This window comes from Paractinoplanes deccanensis (genome assembly GCF_016862115.1).
Lineage (GTDB): Bacteria > Actinomycetota > Actinomycetes > Mycobacteriales > Micromonosporaceae > Actinoplanes > Actinoplanes deccanensis.
Window position 1 is genome coordinate 1 of sequence record NZ_BOMI01000180.1, and the last position, 19493, is coordinate 19493.

Below are 19493 nucleotides of genomic sequence, written 5' to 3' on the forward strand. Positions count from 1 at the left end.
ACGACTCGACGGTGTGCGGGACGAAGTAGCACCGGTCCTTGGTGACCAGGCCGTCGTCGCCGAGCCCCTCGCGGATGCCCATGCCGGCCGGCTCCCCGTCGATCAGCCACGAGCCGATCACCGGGTGGACCGTGCCCTCCAGGCTCTCGAACGAGGGCAGCTCGCAGAGCTGCTGCACCACGTAGCGCCCGTCAACCCCGTACTCGGAAGGGTTGTCGCTGATCGTCACCCCGTCACGCACGATCGTGACCGAACCGCCCTCGCGGCCCCAGACGGGCTTCTTGGCGTAGCTGGTCAGCGTCTTGGCCTTCGTGGAGTCGGCGAAGTAGGCCGGCAGCAGGTACTTGCCGCGTTCCGGATCGTCGCCGAAGAGCATCCACAGCACCGGCAGGATCGCCTTGTTGCCGAGCAGCGCCGCGGTGTAGGGCGGCTCGATCCAGACCGTGCCGTGCTTGGTCGGGTCGGCCATGTTGCGGAAGAAGGCCTTGCCACCCTCCTCGGTCCAGAACCATTCCCACGGGTAGAGCATGAAGATGATGTCGATCGGCTCGGCCTTGTGCTCCTGGCCCGGTGACGGCACGAAGACCACCCGGTCGCCGGCCACGTCCCAGCCGATCTGGCTCATCGCGATCAGCTCGACCGGATAGCCGGCCTCCTCGGCGGTCGCCATCAGGTACGCCACGTTCATCCGGTCCTCGCCGGAGGTCTCGGACGTCTCGTACGCGAAGAAGATCTTCGGCTTCTCGGGCAGCCACGTGCGGGCCTCGCGCAGCTTGTCGATGTTGCGGCGCCAGGCGCCCGGGTTGGCCGGCTCGTCCAGCGACGCGGGCCAGCCGACCAGGCGGTCGTGGATCGAGTTCCACTGCCGCCACGGGTGCTGGGTGACGCCGGTCTGGTCCATCCAGTGCCACTGGATGACGGCGCTCTCCACCAGCGCGGTGGGCGTCTGCGCGTTGAACTCGAGCAGCTTGGGCGTGCTGCCGGCGCCGTTGTACCAGAGGTCGAACCGCCCGTAGACGCTCGGCGAGTAGTCGGGCGTCTCCATGGGCAGCCGCATGTCGGGGTCTTTGTCGTAGTGGGTCCACGTCTCGGCGTCGCCGTCGAACCACGTACGGATGATCTGCTCGTGGGCGAACTCCGGCACGCCGATCTTGGCGAGGAAGCACGTCTCGGGGTTGCAGATCGAGGCGAAATAGCCCTCCTTGCGGCCCTGCACGGTGTGCCGCGGGCAGCGCTTGACGATCCAGTCGCCGGCCTCGAGGCACATCGCGTGCAGCGTCGACGTGGCCGCCTCGAGCTCCTCGATCTCGGCGGCCGTGAAGTCGTAGAAGGGACCCTCCTGCCAGTACGAGATCATCGTCCCGTCCGGCAGTTCGGTGTCGTTGTAGGTCAGCCCGAGGCTGAAGTTGGTGAGCTGCCAGCCCTCGCGCACCGGGCCGTAGGGAACACGGCGCACGCTCAGCCGCCCGACTTGCTCGAGCTGGAGCCCTTGGCGGCGCCGCCCTTGCCGACCACGCTGGTCTTGATCGTGCCGTTGCCGATCTTGCCGGTGGCCGGCAGGCCGAACGACTGCCGCGCCGCCCTGTCGTTGTACGCGAACTTGTTGCCGCCGGCCGGCAGCCGGTAGCCGACCGGGTAGCCCGGCGTGTAGGCGGCCGAGTACCAGATGAAGAACGGCACCACGCTGCCGCCGTACGAACGGTCGTCGTCGCAGTAGTCCTCGTCGACGACGACGCCGTTCGCGTCGGCGCAGTAGAAGCCCGCGTCCTGGTAATCGTCGTCGTTGTCGCACGCCGCCGCACCGCCCGCCGCCAGAAGCAGGAAGGTGCTCGTCAGCGAGACGCTGCGGGAAGCCATGCGTCGGTTCATAGTTCTTTTGTAGCGCCTCTCAGCAATGATCTATGCGCGCGGGCCGCCGGCGACGTAGATGACCTGCCCCGAGACGAAGCCGGCACCCTCACTGACGAGGAAGGATACGGTGTTCGCCACGTCCTCGGGACGACCCGCCCGGCCTACGGGAATCTGCGCGACGGCGGCCTTCTCGAACTGGTCGAAATCGACGCCGACGCGGGCCGCGGTGGCGGCGGTCATGTCGGTGACGATGAAGCCGGGCGCCACCGCGTTGGCGGTGATGCCGAAGCGGCCCAGCTCGATGGCGAGCGTCTTGGTGAAGCCCTGGAGGCCCGCCTTGGCCGCGGCGTAGTTGGCCTGGCCGCGGTTGCCGAGCGCGGAGGTGCTGGAGAGGCTGACGATGCGGCCCCAGCCGGCGTCGACCATGTGCTTCTGCACCGCGCGGCTGAACAGGAACGCGCCGCGCAGGTGGACCGCCATCACGGTCTCCCAGTCGTCGTCGGTCATCTTGAACAGCAGGTTGTCGCGGAGCACGCCGGCGTTGTTGACCAGCACGGTCGGCGGGCCGAGCTCGGCCACGACCTTTTCCACGGCGGCGGTGACCTGGGCCGGGTCGGAGACGTCGGCGCCGACGGCGAGGGCGGTGCCGCCGGCGTCGTGGATGGCGGTCACCGTGTTGGCGCAGGCGCCCTCGTCGAGGTCGACGACCGCGACGGCCAGCCCGTCGGCGGCGAGTCGGCGGGCGGTCGCCTCGCCGATGCCGCGGGCGGCGCCGGTGACGACGGCGGTACGGGTGGGAGCGGACTGCGACATACGGCCTCCTCTATTTGCACTAGGAGTGCACTTTAACCCGCGTCAGGCGGTCCTCTTGAGCCGGATCCAGCGATATCCGTAACCGGCCACGTCGACCTTGTCACACTTGCCCAGGTCCGAGTACTCCTGATCGGCGAGCACGTCGTTCGGCATCTCCGCCTCCGGGTAGAGCGTGCTCAGGTCGACGGTCGCCGCCTGCGGCCCGAGGTTGTGCACGAAGACCATCGTGCCGGTGCCGTCGTCGGCGCGGTGCACCAGGACGTTCGTAGGCACGGGCACGTCGACGTGCTTGGACGAGCCGGCGCCGACCTCGGGTGCCTCCCGCAGTGTCCGGATCATCCGCTCGAACCACGACAGCAGCGAGTTGGGGTCGTGCCGCTGGAGGGTCACGTTGACCTTCTCGAAGCCGAACTCGCCGCCCGAGACGACCGGGCGCACGAGATCGCCGGCGCCGGCCTTGGAGAAGCCGCCGTTGGGCAACCCGGACCACTGCATCGGCGTACGGATCGAGTTGCGGCCCTCGAGCGCCAGGTCCTCGCCCATGCCGATCTCCTCGCCGTAGCGCAGCACCGGCGTGCCGCGCAGGCTGAACTGCAGGGCGTACGCGAGCTCGATGCGCCGCCGGTCGTTGCCCAGCATCGGGGCCAGCCGCCGCCGGATGCCCCGCCCGTACAGCTGCATGTTCTCGTCCGGCCCGAACCGCTCGAACACCTCGTTGCGCTGCTCGGCGGTGAGCCGCGAGAGGTCGATCTCGTCGTGGTTGCGCAGGAAGGTGGCCCACTGCCCACCCTCCGGCAGCTGTGGGGTGTCCCGCAGGCCGTCGATGATCGGCTCGGCGCTCTCCCGGGCCAGGGCGAGGATCATCCGGGTGTTGAGCATGAAGTCGAAGAGCATGTGGATGCGGTTGGCCGAGCCGCCCGCGTCGCCGAAGAAGTGCTTGAGCTGGTCGGGCTCGACGTTCGCCTCGGCCAGCAGCACCGCGTCGCCCTTGCGCCACTGCACGTACTGCCGCAGCTCGGTCAGGAAGTCCATGTCCTTGGGCGAGTTGGGGTTGCCCGGCTCGGTCTCCTCGATGATGAACGGCACCGCGTCCATCCGGAACCCGGCGACGCCGAGCTGCAGCCAGAACGCGCAGATCTTCTTGATCTCCTCGCGGACCTCGGGATTGCGGATGTCGAGGTCCGGCTGGAACTTGTAGAACCGGTGGTAGTACCAGAGCTTCGCGGTGCGGTCGTACGTCCAGGTCTCGTCCTGCTCGCCCGGGAAGACCATGCCCTGCCGGCGGTCGTCCGGCGCGGTCTCCGACCAGACATACCAGTTGCGGTACGGCGAGTCCGGCGACGATCGCGCCGACTGGAACCAGGGGTGCTGGTCGGACGTGTGGTTCACGACCAGGTCGATGATTACTTTGATGCCGAGATTGCCGGCCTGGTGCAGCAGCTCGGCGAAGTCGCCCAGATTGCCGAAGCGCGGATCGACGTTGTAGAAGTCGGACACGTCGTAGCCGTCGTCCCGGTTCGGCGACGGGTGGATCGGGTTGAGCCACAGGCAGGTGACGCCCAGCCGGGCCAGATAGTCGAGGCGCCCGATGAGGCCGCGGATGTCGCCGCAGCCGTCGCCGTCCGAGTCGGCGAAGGTGTCGATGTCGAGGCAGTAGATGACGGCCTTTTCGTACCACCGGTCGGTCATGCCTCTCTTCTTCACCTCCGTAACGGGCCGCCAAACGACACTCAGGTTCGACGCAGGTTCGTTGGGTAGAAACATCGGATGGGCGGCGGACTGACTGCGTGGGTGACCTCTGTCATCGAATCACTCGGTGAACTCGGTGTGGGCCTGTTGGTGGCCCTCGAGAACCTGATCCCACCCATCCCGAGCGAGATCGTGCTGTCCCTGGCGGGCTACCTGGCCAGCGAGGGCCGGGTCAACTTCGCGCTGGTGCTCTTCGCCGCCACGGCCGGCTCCGTGCTCGGCGCGCTGGCCCTCTACTGGCTCGGCTACGCGCTCGGCGAGGAGCGGCTGCGCCGCTGGCTCGACAGGATCCCGCTGGTCGACGCCGACGACCTGAACACCGCCGACCGCTGGTTCGAGAAGCACGAGAAGGCCGCCGTGCTGCTCGGCCGCTGCGCTCCGGTGGTGCGCAGCCTGGTGTCCATCCCGGCCGGCGCCAACAAGATGCACCTGGGCATGTTCACGCTGTTCACCGCGATCGGCAGCGGCGTCTGGAACTCGATCTTCATCGGCGGCGGCTACCTGCTCGGCTCGCAATACCAAGACCTCGAGAAGTACGCGCACTGGTTCGACTACGTCATCTGGGCGGCGATCGCCTTCGCCGTCGGCAGCTGGATCGTCAAGAAGGTCAAGAAAAGGAGGCGCGCGGCCGCCCGCCAGAGCGACCGCGCGCCGGTGCGCCGCTAGAAGCCCGCGCTCACCTTGGTGAAGGCCCAGTCGGCCTGCGCGATGCCGGAGCAGTTCGAGACGACGCCGCCGCCCGCGCAGCCCCGGTCCCGGTTGACCGCCCAGAAGGTGAAGCGGGCCAGGCCGTTGTTGCGCGCGTAGTCGCGGATCCGGGTCCACGTCTCGACGGTGGTCAGCTCCTGCTGGTCGGAGAGGCCGTTCATGCCCGAGATGCCCATGTGCGAGTACGCCTGCGCGTCGGTGTAGCCGAACGTCGTCTTCAGCAGGTTCTTCAGGCCCTCGGACGTGTTGACCGTCGCGGTGTAGATGTCACTGGCGCCGAAGTCGAACGGCATCTGGGTGAAGATGTCGATGTTCGCGCCGAGCGCCTTGGCCTGCTGCACGAGCCGGGTGCCGTAGTAGTTCGGGCCGGTCGTCGTCGTGCCGAAGGTGAGGATGGTCTTCACCGACGGGTTCTTCTGCTTGACGATCTTCAGGGCGCCGAGGATGCGGTCCTGCACGACCGTGTTCTCGAACTCGTCGGAGTTCTCGATGTCGATGTCGATCGACTTGAGCTGGAAGGCGTCGATCACCTTCTGGTACGCGCCGGCGAGCGCCTCGGGCGTCGAGCAGTTCGGGCCGAGCTTGTTGCCGCTCCAGCCGCCGATCGACGGGACGACGTCGGCGCCGGCCGCACGGATCGCCGCGATCGTGCTGGCGTGCACGCCGCCGGTCAGGCCGGTCTCGCCGTCCCACGCCGGGTTGCAGCCGTTACTGGCGAGCACGAAGGCCATCGTGAACGCCTTGATGCCGGTCGCGTTGACCACGGTCGACGGCGCCGGCGGGTTGCCCCAGCCGGGATAGATGTACGGCGCGGCGGCCATCTTCGTGCCGGTGGCCGGCGGAGTCGTCGGCGGCGTGGTCGGCGGCGTGGTCGGCGGCGTGGTCGGCGTGGTCGTGCCGCCGCAGACGCCCTGGTCGGCCCAGACGTCCCACTGGCCGCTGTGGGTGGCGGGGGACTCGTTCTGCGTCCACCACTTGGCGGTGTAGTTGTGCCCGTTCTGCGAGGCGACGTTGTCCTTGACGTAGGTGGCGCTCGAGGACCACGCCGGCGCGCAGGCGACGGCCGCGTTCGAGGTCGCCATGGGCAGGATCGCGGCGGCCGTGGCGGCCAGGGCGACCGAGCCCAGGATGAGGATCTTCTTCATGAGGGGGTGCTCCTGGGGATCAGGGGAGGGTGGAGAGGTGGGGTTTCACGGTGTTGGCGAAGCCGTTGCCGTTGGTGACGTCCCAGTTGATGGACCAGGTCATCGCGCCGCGGATGCCCGGATAGGTCGCCGGGGGCTTGAAGCTGCCGCAGTTGGTGCCGCGGGCCAGGCAGTCGAGCGCGGCGTTGACCACCGAGGGCGCGACGTAGCCGCCGCCGGCGGCCCGGGTGCTCGCCGGCAGGCCGAGCGCGACCTGGTCGGGGCGCAGGCCGTTCTGGGTCTGGATGCAGGCCAGCGCGGTCAGGAAGTTCACCGTGCCCTGGCTGTACGCGGCGTTCTGGTCGCAGCCGAGCATCGAGCCCGAGTTGTAGTACTGGGTGTGCACCACGGTGAGGATGTCCTTGATGGACAGCGCCAGCGCGAAGTACGACGAGCCGGTGCTCTGCATGTCGATGGTCTGCGGCGCCATCGTGATGATGAGGTTGCTGCCGGCCTTGGCCCGGAGGCTGCGCAGCGCCTGGGCCATGTAGGTGGCGTTGAGCCCGTTCTCCAGGTCGATGTCGACGCCGTCGAAGCCGTACGTCGTCATCAGCGAGTGGACGGAGTCGGCGAAGTTGGTGGCCGCGGCGGCGCTCGCGACGCTGACCGTGCCCTTCTCGCCGCCGACCGAGATGATGACCTTCTTGCCCCGCGAGTGCAGGGTGGCGATGTCGGCCTTGAACTGCGCGTCGGTGTAGCCGCCGACGGCGCTCGCCAGGCCCGGGTCGAGGGTGAAGGAGACGGCGCCCGGCGTCGAGGTCGCGTCCGCGAAGGCGACCGCGATCAGGTCGTACGCGGTGGGCACCGCCGCGAGCTTGAGCGGGGCCGCCCCGTTGTCGAAGTTCTGCCAGTAGCCGGTGAGGAAGTGCGCCGGGAGGGCGCCGTTGGCAGGCGGGTTCGTCGTGGGAGGCGTCGTCGGAGGCGTGGTCGGGGGCGTCGTGGGTGGCGTGGTGGGTGGCGTTGTCGGGGTTGTCCCGCCACCGCAGACCCCTTGGTCGGCCCAAACGTCCCACTGGCCGCTGTGCGTGGCGGGGGACTCGCTCTGGGTCCACCACTTGGCGCTGTAGTTGTGCCCGTTCTGCGAAGCCGTGTTGCCGCCGACGTAGACGGCGGTCGAGCTCCACGCCGGCGCGCACGCCGCGGCGGCGGACGCCGTGCTCGTGAAGTATGTGGCCGCCCCGCCCGCGACCAGCGCGGCAACGGTAGCCATGACGACAGATCTGGAGCGCTTCATGGCCCTCCCTCCTTCATGTCCGTTAATCATTAAGGACTGTTAACAGATCAGTCCAGAGGGAGGACACCTTAAATATTCTTAAATCTGTCGATCGGCTACTTGCGGAACTGGAGCCAGTTGAGGTTGACGAAGTCGGCCGGCTGCCCGCTGGTGAAGGTGACGTAGACGGTGTGCGTGCCGGTCACGGCCGAGACGTTGCCCGGTATCGACTGCCACGTCTGCCAGCCGCCCGTGCTGCCGAGCGCGAAGCTGCCGATCGGCGCGTTCGAGCGGCTGTCGAGGCGCACCTCCACCAGGCCGCTGACCCCGGACCCCGCGCCGGAGGCGACCCGGGCGACGAAGTCGCGCACCCCGCCGGACCCGAAGTTGACGTTGTTGAACTGGAGCCAGTCACCGTTGGCGATGTAGCCGACGTCCTGACCGCCCTCGGAGCAGGTCTCGACCTGCACGCCCGCCGCCGCGTTGTACGACTCCGCCTCGATCCGCGAGAAGGCGTCCCGGGTGCCGGCCGGCGGCGTGGTGGGCGGCGTGGTCGGCGGCGTCGTGCCACCGGCGGACTGATAGACCGCCACGTAGTCGACGACCATGGGCACGCCGGGCTGGGTGGACGCGGTCGGCCCGCCGCCGAAGGCCGCCGGGAAGCCGCCGCCCATCGCGACGTTGAGGATCACGAAGAACCCGTGCTGGGTGGCGTTGTTCCAGGTCGTCGCGTCGAGCTGCGACTTGCTGAACGTGAAGTAGTTGGTGCCGTCGAGGTACCAGCGCAGCTGCTCGTTCGCCGTGGTCCGGTCGTATTCGATGGCGTACGTGTGGAAGCCGGTCTTGCAGCCACCGCACGGGCGCTCGCCGCTGGTGATGCCGGTGGTCTCGTTGCACGGGCCGCCCGGGTTGGTGCCGCAGTGCAGCGCGGCGAACACGGACTCGCGGCCGTTGATGTTCTCCATGATGTCCCACTCGCCGATGCCCGGCCAGTTCGTCGCGCCGACCGGGCGGGCCGCCCCGCCGAGCGCCCAGAACGCCGGCCAGTAGCCGGCCGCGGCCGCGCCGCTGACATTGGGCTGCTGGAGCCGGGCCTCGATGCGCAGCTTGCCGCCGGCCGGCGCGGCGAAGTCGGTGCGCTGGGTCTCGACCCGGCCGGAGGTCCAGCGGCCGGCGGAGTCCCGCAGCGGCTTGATCACGAGGTTGCCGTTGCCGTCCTGGTAGACGTTGGCGGTGGAGTCGGTCATCGTCTCCACCTCGCCGGTGCCCCAGTTGGCGGCGCCGCCGGGATAGCCGGTGCCGGTCGCGTAGAGCCAGTGGGACCGATTGAGCCCGGTGCCCGCGGCGCCGGTGAAGTCGTCGCTGAAAACGGTGGTCATGCCGGCCGGTGCGGCGGGCACGGCGGCCTCGGCGTTCATCGCGAAGACCGCCGACGCGGCCAGCGCGAGCGCCGCGGTGACGCCCGCGGTCACGACACGAAATCTCATGGGACGCGCCTTCCGTAGGGGGGGGTTGAGAGCGCTCTCAGCGGATTTCACGCTTGTGACAAATGTGTTGTCAACATGGACTGGCATCGATTGCCCGTTGGTACCGTTTCCCGGCCGGGAAGATCGGGTAATCCGTGGCGCATGGACACGGGCGGCACCACGATCGATCCTGAGCTGGCCCGGGAGGCCGAAGCTCACGACCTGTTGACGCTCGGCGTGGAGGAGGAATACCTCCTGGTCGACGCGGTCGAGCCACGCGCCGTCGAGGCGGTGGAGGAGGTCTTCGACCTTCTGCCCGACGAGATCAGCGACTCGGTGCAGCACGAATACATGCGTAGCCAGATCGAGGTGGCCAGCCCGCCGCAGCTGGAGCTCGGCGCGCTGTCCGACGCGCTGACCCGGCTGCGCGCCGGCGTCGCGGCCGCCGCCGAGCGGGCCGGCGCCCGCCTGCTGGCCATGGGCACGGGCCCGGCGGCGGGGCCGCACATCCGCGTCGTCGACAACCCTCGCTACCACCGCATGCAGGAGCGCTTCGGCGACCTCTCCCCCGGCGCCGGCATGTGCGGCACCCACGTGCACGTCAGCATCCCCGACGACGAGACCGGCGTGCAGGTCCTCAACCACCTGCGCCCCTGGCTGCCGATCTTCCAGGCCGCGACCGTGAACTCGCCGCTGTTCAAGGGACGCGACACCAGCTACGCCAGCTGGCGCTACATGATGTGGGAGCGCTGGCCCACCGTCGGGCCCGCACCCTACCTGCAGTCCCACGAGCACTACCTGACGCTCATCTCCGACCTCGAGGCGAGCGGCGCCATGCTCGACGAGGGCATGCTCTACTGGTACGCCCGCCTCTCGGCGAACTACCCGACCATCGAGATCCGGATGGGCGACGTGATGCCGACCGCCGACGACGCGGTGCTGCTCGCCGCGCTCGCCCGCGCCCTGGTCGCCACGCTGCTCAAGGACGTCCGCGACGGCCGGCCCGCGCCGGACGTGCCCGACCCGCTGCTCGTGGCGGCGCACTGGCGGGCCGCGCACGACGGGCTCGAGGGCGTCAACATCGACATGGCCACGCGCGAGCCGCGCCCCGCGTGGCGGCTGATGCGGCAGCTCTTCGACTACGTACGGCCCGAACTGGAACGCCACGGCGACCTGGAGACCGCGACGGTCCTGCTCGGACGGTTGCGCTCGCACGGCACCGGAGCCGCCCGGCAGCGGGCGATCCTGGCCCAGAAGGGCACGGTCGCCGATGTGGTGGACCACATGGTGAAGCTCACCCGGGGAGACCGCGGAGGTCAGTAGGCTGGGCTGATGAAGCTCGTCGTCATCGGCGGCGACGCGGCCGGCATGTCCGCCGCGTCTCAGGCGCGCAAGCGCATCGGCCCCGGCGACCTGGAGATCGTGGTCTTCGAGCGCGGGCGCTTCACCTCGTACTCGGCGTGCGGCATCCCGTACTGGATCGGCGGTGCCGTCGACGACCGCGACGCGCTGATCGCCCGCAGCCCCGCCGAGCACCGCAAGAACGGCATCGACGTGCGCCTGCGCCACGACGTCGTCGGCATCGACCTCGACCGGCGGTTCGTGGTGGCGCGCGACCTGGCGGACGGCGGCGAGGTCCGCGAGAGCTTCGACCATCTGGTGTACGCGGCGGGCGCGTCCCCGGTCGTGCCGGACTGGGCGCGCGTGCGCGACGCCGGCGTCTTCGGCGTGCAGACCCTGGAGGACGGCGACGCCATCCACGCCTGGCTCGACGGCTCCGGCGTGCGCCCGCATCCGCGCCGCGCGGTCGTGATCGGCGGCGGCTACATCGGCGTCGAGATGGCCGAGGCGATGATCCAGCGCGGCCTCCAGGTCACCCTGCTCGAGAAGTCGCCCGAGCCGATGGGCAAGACGGTCGACCCCGAGATCGGCGCGATGGTGCGCGAGGCGATCAGCGGGCTCGGCATCGAGATCGTCACCAACGCGCACGTCGACGGCGTCGAGACCGCCGACGGCCGGGTGCGCGCGGTGGTCACCCCGGGCGGCTCGCTGCCGGCCGACATCGTGGTCATGGGCCTGGGCGTGCGCCCGAACACGTCGATCGCGCGCGACGCCGGCCTCCCTCTCGGCCCGACCGGCGGCCTGCGCACCGATCTGCGGATGCGCGTCGAGGGCCTGGAGAACGTCTGGGCGGCGGGCGACTGCGTCGAGACGCGTCATCTCATCACCGGGCGGCCGGTCCACGTGCCGCTCGGCACCCACGCCAACAAGCAGGGCCGCGTCGCCGGCATCAACATCGGCGGCGGCTACGCCACCTTCCCCGGCGTGATCGGCACGGCGGTCACCAAGGTCTGCGACCTCGAGGTGGCACGCACCGGCCTGACCTCACACGAGGCCGGCCAGGCGGGGTACGAATTCGTGACCGCGACCGTGGAGTCGACCAGCCGGGCCGGCTACTACCCCGGCGCCTCCGCGATGACGGTCAAGCTGATCGCCGAGCGGCGCACCGGGCTGCTCCTCGGCGCCCAGATCGTCGGCCGCGCCGAGGCGGCGAAGCGGATCGACGCGCTGGCGCTCGCGGTCTGGAACAAGATGACCGTCGAGGAGATGACGGCGCTCGACCTGAGTTACGCGCCGCCCTTCGCCCCGGTGTGGGACCCGGTGCTCATCGCCGCCCGAAAGGCGACGGACGCGGTGCACGCGGGCTGATTTCGCCGTATTCGCCTTCACAACCTGCTACCAGGCAATATCGCCCTGCGTAGCGCGACAACCACCGATCCGGTCTCGCGTTTGATCTTGCGGCACGGTAGGCATGCACCATGTCGCCGCAATCTCCTCGTTATCCGACCCCGGCCGGACAAGCGATCGGCGGGCGGCATCATCGGCCGGAGTCCCTGGCCGACGTCACGGAAGCGCCGGACACATCGGACAATCTCACCACCGCCGTCGCGGTCGCCGAACGCTCCGAGACGCGCTACCGCCGCGGCAAGCCCGTGGTGAGCTTCGTCGGCGACGAACCGTCCCCGGCCCGCTCGCGCAGCGCCACCCGCGGTCAGCGCCCCACCCGTGGCGGCCGGCACGCCGTGGCGAGGCCGCCCGCGCAGCGCCCGCCGGCCACCGGCAGCCACCGCGCACCCGGCACCCTGCCGATCGAGTCGTGGCTGCTCATGGGCAAGGCCCGCCAGCAGGCACTGCTCGCCTCCCTGGTGGCGATCGGCATCCTGCTGCTGGCCATGCCGGCCGAGCAGCGCCGCGACAGCGTCGACGCGGTCAACGCGGCCGCGCAGGCCGTGGTCGGCGTGCAGAGCGACGACGACAAGAAGCCGGCGCCCGCCAAGACCGGTGAGAAGGACGAGCCCGCCAAGTCCAAGCCGATCGGCACAGGCGACACGAACGACACCAGGCCGGCCACCGGAAACAAAGAGGCGGCAGCGCCCGATCCCACGGCCGCGGCGCCCACTGTCGCCCCGAGCAGCGCCGCGCCCGTCGAGCAAAAAGAGCAGAGCGCGCCGAAGGTCCCCGGCGCCGGCCCCGGCAACTCGCTGCGCACCACCGGCACGCAGGCCGTCTCGCTCACCTTCGACGACGGCCCCGACCCGGTGCAGACCCCGCGCATCCTCGCGCTGCTCGACAAGCACGACGTCAAGGCCGTCTTCTGCCTCGTCGGCTCGCAGGTCAAGAAGCACCCCGAGATCGTGCGACAGATCGTCGACGCGGGGCACACGCTCTGCAACCACACCTGGGACCACAGCCTCACCATCGGTAAGGACAAGCCCGAGAAGATCAAGGCCGATCTCGACCGTACGAACGCCGCCATCGAGGCCGCGGTGCCCGGCGCCGAGATCCCGTTCTTCCGCGCGCCCGGCGGCAACTTCACCGACCGGCTCGTCTCGGTCGCCGGCAGCGCCGGGATGACGTCCCTCTACTGGGAGGTCGACCCGCGCGACTGGGACCACCCCAAGGACGAGACCGACACCCAGCACGTCGACCGCGTCGTCGCCGAGGTGCAAAAGAACGTGAAGCCCGGCGCGATCGTGCTGTCACACGACTTCGGCCAGCCCGACACGATCGTCGCCTACGAGAAGCTGCTCCCGTGGCTGAAGGCGAACTTCACCCTGGGCCTGCCCAAGACGGCCACCCCGCCACCGGCCGCCACCCCCACGCAGACCCCGGCGGCGCCGGCCTCGGCGACCCCTACCCCGCCGGCTGGCACGTAGGGCACCAGTAGAGGTTGCGCCCGGCGAGCGGCCCCCGCGCCACCGCCGTGCCACAGACCAGACACGGCTGACCGGGACGGCGGTAGACGTACACCTCACCGCCGTGCCGGTCGACGCGTGGCGCACGCTGCATCGCCTCCGGCGTGTGCTCGGTGTGCACCGTGTCGATCCGCCCCCGCGCGACGCCCTCCTTCATCAGCGCCCGCAGATCGGTCCAGATCTCGTCCCAGAGCTCCGCCCCCACCAGCCGCCCCGGCGTGGTCGGCGCCAGCCCGGCCCGGAAAAGCACCTCGTTGGCGTAGATGAGCCCGCACCCCGCCACGATCGACTGATCCAGCAGCAGGGCGAACAACGGCTTGGTGCTGGTCCTGACCCGCGCATAGGCCACCAGCGGATCCGCGTCGTCCCGCAACGGATCGGCACCCAGCCGGTCCCGCAGCCGCTGCGCCCGCAACGGATCGAACACCTCACACGCCGTCGGCCCGCGCAACTCCAGCCAGTGCCGCTCCCCCACCACGCGCATGCGCAACTGCCCCACGGGCTCCGGCACGGGCAGCTCACCGTCGGCGAACTTCCCGTACAGCCCGAGGTGCACATGCACGCTCAGGTCGCCCTCGTAGTGGTGAAACAGATGCTTCCCGTACGCCTCGGTATCGGTCAGCCGCCGGCCGTCAACGGCCGCGGCCCCCGCCGCGAACCGCCCCTGCGGACTCGCCACCTGGAGAGCCTGGCCCGCGAAGAGCTCCCGATGCCGCGCGGCAAGGCGATGAATGGTGTGTCCCTCTGGCACGTTGACCAACGGTACCCACGCCCGCCGAGCTCACGCCATCGAGCGTCAGGCCCGGCGCCCGGACAGGACCTCGTCGAACATCGCGAGGTAGCTGTCGTGAGCCAGGGACAGCTCTCCGAGCGCGTCTCGGCTGAACCACGCGATGGCATCGTGCTCGTCCGGCGCGACGTTGACCGGAGCGCCCGCCCACGCTTCGATCAGCCAGATTCGCATGTCGAACGTGTCGCCCTGCACCCTCCGCACCGGCGGCCCCGCCGGCGCCGCGATGTCGATGCCCAGCTCCTCCCGCAGCTCTCTCGCAAGGGCCGCGTCAGGCCGTTCCCCGGGCTCCACATGCCCGCCGGGCAGGTCCCAGACATCGGGATACCACCGGCGCCGGGGAGACCGGTGACAGAGGAGCACCCGGTTGCCGTCCCACAGGAGTGCGGCCACGATGCGAGCCCTGACAGAGCCTTCCGCGGGGATCGACACGACCGAGCCCTCAATCTTTCGCCGAGTTGTCTGCGCCCGGCCGTCTCGGTGGCCTTGGTGCCAGCGATGATGACTCGGAGGGCGCCGCGTGTCCAATCGGTGGAGGGCGGCGGCACAGTGCGCTCCCGATCCACAGGCGTACGGCCGCGCCTGCGACCCGGCGGCGAACACGCTGATTTGTCTTTCGGCAGTGTCGGGCGGTTACGGCGACCCGTACCGTCGCTCCGGTGAGGCGCGCGACGATCAAGGCTACGGCTGCCGCCGTACGGGCTGTTGAACCCGGATTTCTGCTGACCGCGGCGGTCGTGTTCGCCGGTCTGGGCATGGTGAGCGGGTGGTGGTTGTTGCCGGCCGTGGTCGCCGCGTTCCTGGCGCCAGTATCAGGATCTGGTCCGGGCCGGCTGGGAGCGGGCCGAGCAGGCGCAGCGTGAACAGCGGCTGGTCGCCGAGCAAGCTCGGCTGCGAGAACGGGCGCGGATCGCCCAGGACATGCACGACCTGCTCGGTCACGACCTCAGCCTGATCGCGTTGTCCGCGGGCGCGTTGAAACTGGCGCCCGGCCTGGCGGAGCACCACCGCAAGGCCGCCGCGGACCTCAGGGCCCGGGCCGGAGCCGCGGTGGAACGCCTCGGCGAGGTGATCGGCGTCTTGCGCGAGCAGACCGACGGCGCCCCCATGGACGTTGACGGCCCCGATCTCGCGGCGCTGACGGCCGCGGCTTGCGCATCGGGGCTGGCGGTGAGGTTGCACATCGATGGTGCGGCCGGCGATCTACCGCCGATGGCTGAGCGGGCCATGCACCGGGTCGCGCAGGAGGCGCTGACCAATGTGGCCAAACACGCGCCCGGAGCGACGGCGACCATTTCCGTGACCCACACGGCCACCGAGACGACGATCGTGGTGGAGAACGGCCCCCCACCGTCGCCGGCCGGCGTGCGATTCCAGTCCGGCGGCCGCGGCCTGGTCGGTCTCGCCGAACGGATGCGGCTGGTCGGCGGCACCTTCGAGTACGGCCCGAACCATGGAGGCTTTGCCGTTGCCGCGCGGATCCCGCGGACCCCGATGGCACCGCCGGTGACTCCCCGGAGCGACCGGGCGCTGCCGCGAGAACATCGCCGCGCCCGGCAGCGAGTGGGCCGGTCACTTGTCATCGCGGTGATGGTGCCGCTGGTCACCGGTGGGCTGCTGAGCGGGGCTCTGGCGGGCTGGGAGACGCTGTCGGCGTCACAGGCGGTCCTGGACCCGGGCGCCTACGCCCGCTTGCGCATCGGGCAGGATCGTTCCGAGGTGGACCATTTCCTGCCGCGCAGGCAGACGCGCTACCGGCCGCCGGCCGCCGAACCGACTGAGGACGGGGTGACGTGCGAGTACTACGCGATGACGGCCGACCGCTTCGACGACCGCTCCGGCGATGCGTACCGGCTCTGCTTCCGCGACGACGTGCTGGTGTCCCGGGACACGGTCACCCCGTGAGCCGCCGATGATCCGCGTACTGATCGCCGACGACGAACCGATGATCCGTGCCGGGCTGCGCGCGGTTCTCACCACCGCTGCGGACATCGAGGTCATCGGGGAGGCGGGCGACGGACAGCACGCCGTCGAGCTGGCGCGGCGGCACCGGCCCGCGGTGGCCGTCCTCGACATCCGGATGCCCGGCATGAACGGCATCGCCGCGATGGCGGAGCTCCGCAGGACCGTGCCGGCCACCCGCGTGATCATTCTGACGACGTTCGGGGAGGACGACTACATCCTGCAGGCACTCGGCGGCGGCGCCGCCGGCTTTCTGATCAAATCCGGCGAGCCCGAGGAACTGATCGTCGGGGTACGCGCGGTGGCCGACGGCGCAGCCTACCTGTGTCCAACGGGCAGATAGCCCGGCGCCTGCACGTGGTCGAAGGAACTGTCAAGGCGCACGTCACCTCCATCCTGACCAGGCTGGGCGTGGAGAACCGGGCCGCGGCCGCGGTGGTCGCCCACGAAGCGGGCATCGCTCTGCCACCACCTGCTCAGCAATGACGACACCACCCGCTGGGTCGGCGGCATGAGCCCCAGCAGAGCAGCCGCCACCACCGCGCCGCCGAGCGACGCACCGGCCAGAACGTCGTGCGGGTAGTGCACGCCCACCAGCACCCGCAGCAATGCGGCCGCCCCGGCCAGGGGCAACGTCAGCACGGCAAGGCGCGGCCACAACACCGCCGGCCCGACGGCCAGCCCAGCCGCCAAGGTGGCATGGTTGCTCGGGAACGACCAGTCCCCACCAGCGGGACAATCGGCGATCACCTCGATCCCCGTACGCAGCGCACGACACGGTCGTTCCTCGTCCACCACAACCTTCATCGCCTCACTGACCGCGTACGCCGCCACGGTGCCGATGCCGGTCAGCACGGTCTTAGCGACCCCGCGGCCATCACGGCGGCGCATCGCCGTCCACCACATCGCGACCAGCAGCACGCCCAGGAGCACCGGAGTGCCCTCGGTCGCCCACTCCAGCGCAGGGCCCACCCACGACGGTGTGCCCGCCGCCGCCCCGATGACCGCTCGGTACCCGGACACCGAGACTCCGTCGGTAACCTGCACAGCCCCGGCCCGGCCCAACCCGCCCGGAGAGAGCCAGGCGACCGCCGCCGCGCCCGCTGCCAGGACGCCGACGGCAGCCGGCAGCCGGCCGGCCCCACTGGTTGCTCGTGTTTCTCGTTTCATGGGGGTCGACCGTAGGAACGGAAGCGGCCGGAAACCCGAGCCGAACGGCAACCGCCCGCCCCCGACGATCGTCAGGGTTGACCACTGGGCAGAGACCACGGTCGTGTGCAGGTAGTGGCAGAGATCAATGGGCGGTATCGCTGCGATGACGGCGACCGGGGGCTGGGTGTTGCCTCAGGTGCCGCCGCCGGACGCGGGAGACCGGCTCGGCTGAGGTGTGCCGGCGAGCGCCTTGACGTAGTACACCAGCGTCCACGTCCACCCCGGCTGCCGTTCGCGGCCGACCTCGCGGTAGCCCAGGCCCTCGTAGAACGCCATGGCCGCGGGCTGGTTCGTCGCGGTGTCCAGGCGCATCGTCGTCAGGCCGTGGCCGGCCGCGCGTTCCTCCAGCTCTGTCATCAGGGCGCGGCCGATGCCGCGGCGCCGGGTGGCCGGGTGCACCCGCACTCGGAGGACCTCGGCACCGCCGTCGGGGTCCGGGCGGTAGCCGCCCATGCCGACCACGTGACCGTCCAGTTCCGCGACGAGGAAGTCTCCGCCTTTCGCCAGGAAGGTCTCCTCGACGTCGGCGAGGTCGGGGAAGGTGGCCGGTGGTGCGGCCGCCGGTGGCAGGGGGATCGGGACGGTCGGGTCGGCCGTGTCGCCGATGTTCGGCAGCGCGTTCAGCGCCCACAGCACGCCTGCGTCCGTACCGCGGAACCTTCGCACTGTTGTCATGCGGTGTGCTTCCGGATGGTGCGGGCGACGCGCCGGGCCTCGATCGCGGCCTGGCGGAGCATGCCGCCCAGCGTGACGTCGTACCCCATGAAGTAGAGGCCCGGGCGGGCGGCCGCGCCGCCGTGCACCAGGGGCACGCCGGTCTCGTCGATCAGGGACGGGTCGTCGAAGAGATCGCGCAGGCCCGTGCCGTAGCCGGTGGCCGCGATGACCGCGTCGGGCTGTGCGGTGGTGCCGTCGGCCAGGAGGACCGAGGTCTCGGTGAAGGCTTGGACGGCGGCGACGGGGCGGACCCGGCCCGCCATGATGTCGCGGACGATGCCGACGTCCTGCAGGGGCACGTAACGGCTGGTGCGCAGGCGGGTCTTCAGGCCTTCCGAGGGGCGGTCGATGCCGTACGGGCGCAGGTCCGGCATCTCGGCGCGGGCCGCCGCGGCGGCCATCGTGTTGAAGAGGCGCTCCGGCAGGCGGCTCAGCAGGATGCCGTTCATCTGGGCCGGCCAGCCCGCCGTCTCGCGGCGGATGATGTGCGGCGGGGTGCGGATCGCCAGGCTCACCGACGCGGCGCCGCCCTCGGCCAGGTCGGTGGCGATCTCGGCGCCGCTGTTGCCGGGGCCGACCACGCGGCCGCGCCAGCTGGTCGCCACCCCGGGCCCGCGCTCGAGGACGGCGCAGTCCACGCCGGCCGCCTTGAGCTGGGCCGCCACCGCGAGTCCGGCGGCGCCGGCGCCGAGCACAGTCACCTTCGTCATCGGTCCGCGGCTCCGCTCAGCAGGGCGGCCACGTCCTCGGTCGTGCGGACGTCGCCATAGGTCCGGTAGATCGTGTAGAGCGTCGCGTTGTGGTCCTCGTCGCGGCGGGCGGAATTCGCGTCGGCGACCATCACGACCCGGTAGCCGAGAGTCGAGGCGTCGCGCGCCGACGCCTCGCAGCAGACGTTGGTGACGGTGCCGGTGATGACGACGGTGTCGATGCCGCGGTCCTCAAGCAGCCCCGGCAGCGGGGAACGACCGGGGAAGAACGCGCTGGTCGCCGACTTCTCCACGAGCAGATCGCCGGCTCTCACCTCGAACTCGCGCCACAGCCGGGACCGGATCGGGCCGTCGCCGCCGCTCTCGGCGAACACCTTGGCCTGCGCGGGCCCGTAGAACTCCTCGGCGACCGGCGTCGGCACGGTCCGGGCGGGGAGCACCCAGGCCACCGTCCCGCCCGCCGTCCGCACCGTCTCGGCGAGCCGCGAGATGTTCGGGACGATGCCGTACGTGTATTCGTTCTCCTCGACGAAGAACGGCACCATGTCGACGACCACCAGCGCCGTCCGCCCGGGCACGAGGCTCGTGTACGCGTGCCGCCGCCCCCGGCGCGACTCCTGCCGGTCGTACTCCCGTTGCTCGATCCGCCACGCGTGCGTCTTCCGCTCCATCGCGCGAACCTATCGAACGATCCCGATCGGACGGGCGGGCAACTATTTACAAACAAAGTTAACAGTATTCATACTGAGCCATGCGCCGATCGATGATCTTCGTGATGGCCTCCGTGCTCGCTGCCACGGGTGGCACTGTGTATCTGGCCTCCTCGGCCGGAGTGGCGGGCGCGGCTGCCGCGTGCGCCCCC

17 protein-coding genes and 2 pseudogenes are annotated in these 19493 nt (G+C 70.4%); 6 read left to right on the forward strand and 13 right to left on the reverse strand.

Annotated features, from left to right (window positions below; genetic code table 11):
• From Ade02nite_RS42685 to Ade02nite_RS42700, 4 genes are all read right to left on the reverse strand, one after another.
• The coding region (locus Ade02nite_RS42685) for a glutathionylspermidine synthase family protein (RefSeq protein WP_203776581.1) at window positions 1-1456 on the reverse strand (1456 nt) is incomplete at its 3' end.
• Between the two features lie 2 nt (window positions 1457-1458).
• Entirely contained in the window at window positions 1459-1857 is a 399-nt protein-coding gene (locus tag Ade02nite_RS42690; protein ID WP_239169456.1) for a hypothetical protein, read from the reverse strand.
• 42 nt (window positions 1858-1899) lie between these two features.
• Window positions 1900-2664: a 3-oxoacyl-ACP reductase FabG gene (gene fabG / locus Ade02nite_RS42695; RefSeq protein WP_203776591.1), complete on the reverse strand. Its 765-nt coding sequence runs from the start codon at window positions 2662-2664 to the stop codon at window positions 1900-1902.
• Between the two features lie 42 nt (window positions 2665-2706).
• Window positions 2707-4353 (reverse strand): alpha-amylase family protein, encoded by a 1647-nt coding sequence (locus Ade02nite_RS42700; protein WP_203776615.1) that lies wholly within the window; start codon window positions 4351-4353, stop codon window positions 2707-2709.
• 78 nt (window positions 4354-4431) lie between these two features.
• On the opposite strand from Ade02nite_RS42700, the gene Ade02nite_RS42705 reads away from it, so the two are divergent.
• Entirely contained in the window at window positions 4432-5079 is a 648-nt protein-coding gene (locus Ade02nite_RS42705) for a DedA family protein (protein WP_203776617.1), read from the forward strand.
• Here Ade02nite_RS42705 and Ade02nite_RS42710 read toward each other — a convergent pair.
• The 3 genes from Ade02nite_RS42710 to Ade02nite_RS42720 all read right to left on the reverse strand — a co-directional run bounded on the left by Ade02nite_RS42710 (window position 5076) and on the right by Ade02nite_RS42720 (window position 9005).
• A complete protein-coding gene (locus Ade02nite_RS42710; protein WP_203776625.1) occupies window positions 5076-6266 on the reverse strand; it encodes a carbohydrate-binding protein in 1191 nt (396 codons plus the stop codon). The two genes, Ade02nite_RS42705 and Ade02nite_RS42710, sit on opposite strands and share 4 nt — an antisense overlap.
• Window positions 6267-6285: 19 nt before the next feature.
• Window positions 6286-7539, reverse strand: coding sequence for a chitinase (locus tag Ade02nite_RS42715; RefSeq protein ID WP_203776627.1), 1254 nt, complete (start codon window positions 7537-7539; stop codon window positions 6286-6288).
• Window positions 7540-7634: 95 nt separating this feature from the next.
• On the reverse strand, window positions 7635-9005 hold the full coding sequence (locus tag Ade02nite_RS42720) for a carbohydrate-binding protein (protein ID WP_203776629.1): 1371 nt from the start codon (window positions 9003-9005) through the stop codon (window positions 7635-7637).
• Between the two features lie 141 nt (window positions 9006-9146).
• Between Ade02nite_RS42720 and Ade02nite_RS42725 the strand changes: the two genes are divergently transcribed.
• From Ade02nite_RS42725 to Ade02nite_RS42735, 3 genes are all read left to right on the forward strand, one after another.
• A complete protein-coding gene (locus tag Ade02nite_RS42725) occupies window positions 9147-10307 on the forward strand; it encodes a carboxylate-amine ligase (RefSeq protein ID WP_203776631.1) in 1161 nt (386 codons plus the stop codon).
• Between the two features lie 9 nt (window positions 10308-10316).
• On the forward strand, window positions 10317-11693 hold the full coding sequence (locus Ade02nite_RS42730) for an FAD-dependent oxidoreductase (protein ID WP_203776639.1): 1377 nt from the start codon (window positions 10317-10319) through the stop codon (window positions 11691-11693).
• 110 nt (window positions 11694-11803) lie between these two features.
• Window positions 11804-13201: a polysaccharide deacetylase family protein gene (locus tag Ade02nite_RS42735; RefSeq protein ID WP_239169457.1), complete on the forward strand. Its 1398-nt coding sequence runs from the start codon at window positions 11804-11806 to the stop codon at window positions 13199-13201.
• Here Ade02nite_RS42735 and Ade02nite_RS42740 read toward each other — a convergent pair.
• Window positions 13179-13991 (reverse strand): Fpg/Nei family DNA glycosylase, encoded by an 813-nt coding sequence (locus Ade02nite_RS42740; RefSeq protein WP_203776641.1) that lies wholly within the window; start codon window positions 13989-13991, stop codon window positions 13179-13181. The genes Ade02nite_RS42735 and Ade02nite_RS42740 overlap by 23 nt on opposite strands.
• A 45-nt stretch (window positions 13992-14036) precedes the next feature.
• Entirely contained in the window at window positions 14037-14423 is a 387-nt protein-coding gene (locus Ade02nite_RS42745) for an NUDIX domain-containing protein (protein ID WP_203776643.1), read from the reverse strand.
• A gap of 528 nt (window positions 14424-14951) precedes the next feature.
• Here Ade02nite_RS42745 and Ade02nite_RS42750 point away from each other — a divergent pair.
• Both Ade02nite_RS42750 and Ade02nite_RS42755 read left to right on the forward strand, forming a co-directional pair.
• Window positions 14952-15935, forward strand: coding sequence for a sensor histidine kinase (locus tag Ade02nite_RS42750; RefSeq protein ID WP_203776645.1), 984 nt, complete (start codon window positions 14952-14954; stop codon window positions 15933-15935).
• Between the two features lie 7 nt (window positions 15936-15942).
• Window positions 15943-16478 (forward strand): annotated as a pseudogene (locus tag Ade02nite_RS42755) (response regulator transcription factor).
• Window positions 16479-16526: 48 nt separating this feature from the next.
• Here Ade02nite_RS42755 and Ade02nite_RS50650 read toward each other — a convergent pair.
• From Ade02nite_RS50650 to Ade02nite_RS42775, 4 genes and pseudogenes are all read right to left on the reverse strand, one after another.
• Window positions 16527-17162: pseudogene (locus tag Ade02nite_RS50650) on the reverse strand (phosphatase PAP2 family protein); the annotation flags it as partial.
• A 174-nt stretch (window positions 17163-17336) separates the two neighbouring features.
• A complete protein-coding gene (locus Ade02nite_RS42765) occupies window positions 17337-17879 on the reverse strand; it encodes a GNAT family N-acetyltransferase (protein ID WP_203776647.1) in 543 nt (180 codons plus the stop codon).
• Window positions 17876-18631, reverse strand: a complete 756-nt coding sequence (locus Ade02nite_RS42770) for an FAD-dependent oxidoreductase (RefSeq protein WP_239169458.1) — start codon at window positions 18629-18631, stop codon at window positions 17876-17878. Before Ade02nite_RS42770 ends, Ade02nite_RS42765 begins: the two co-directional genes overlap by 4 nt.
• Window positions 18628-19302: a cysteine hydrolase family protein gene (locus Ade02nite_RS42775; RefSeq protein WP_203776649.1), complete on the reverse strand. Its 675-nt coding sequence runs from the start codon at window positions 19300-19302 to the stop codon at window positions 18628-18630. The genes Ade02nite_RS42770 and Ade02nite_RS42775 overlap by 4 nt, the downstream gene beginning before the upstream one ends.
• Window positions 19303-19493 lie beyond the last annotated feature (191 nt).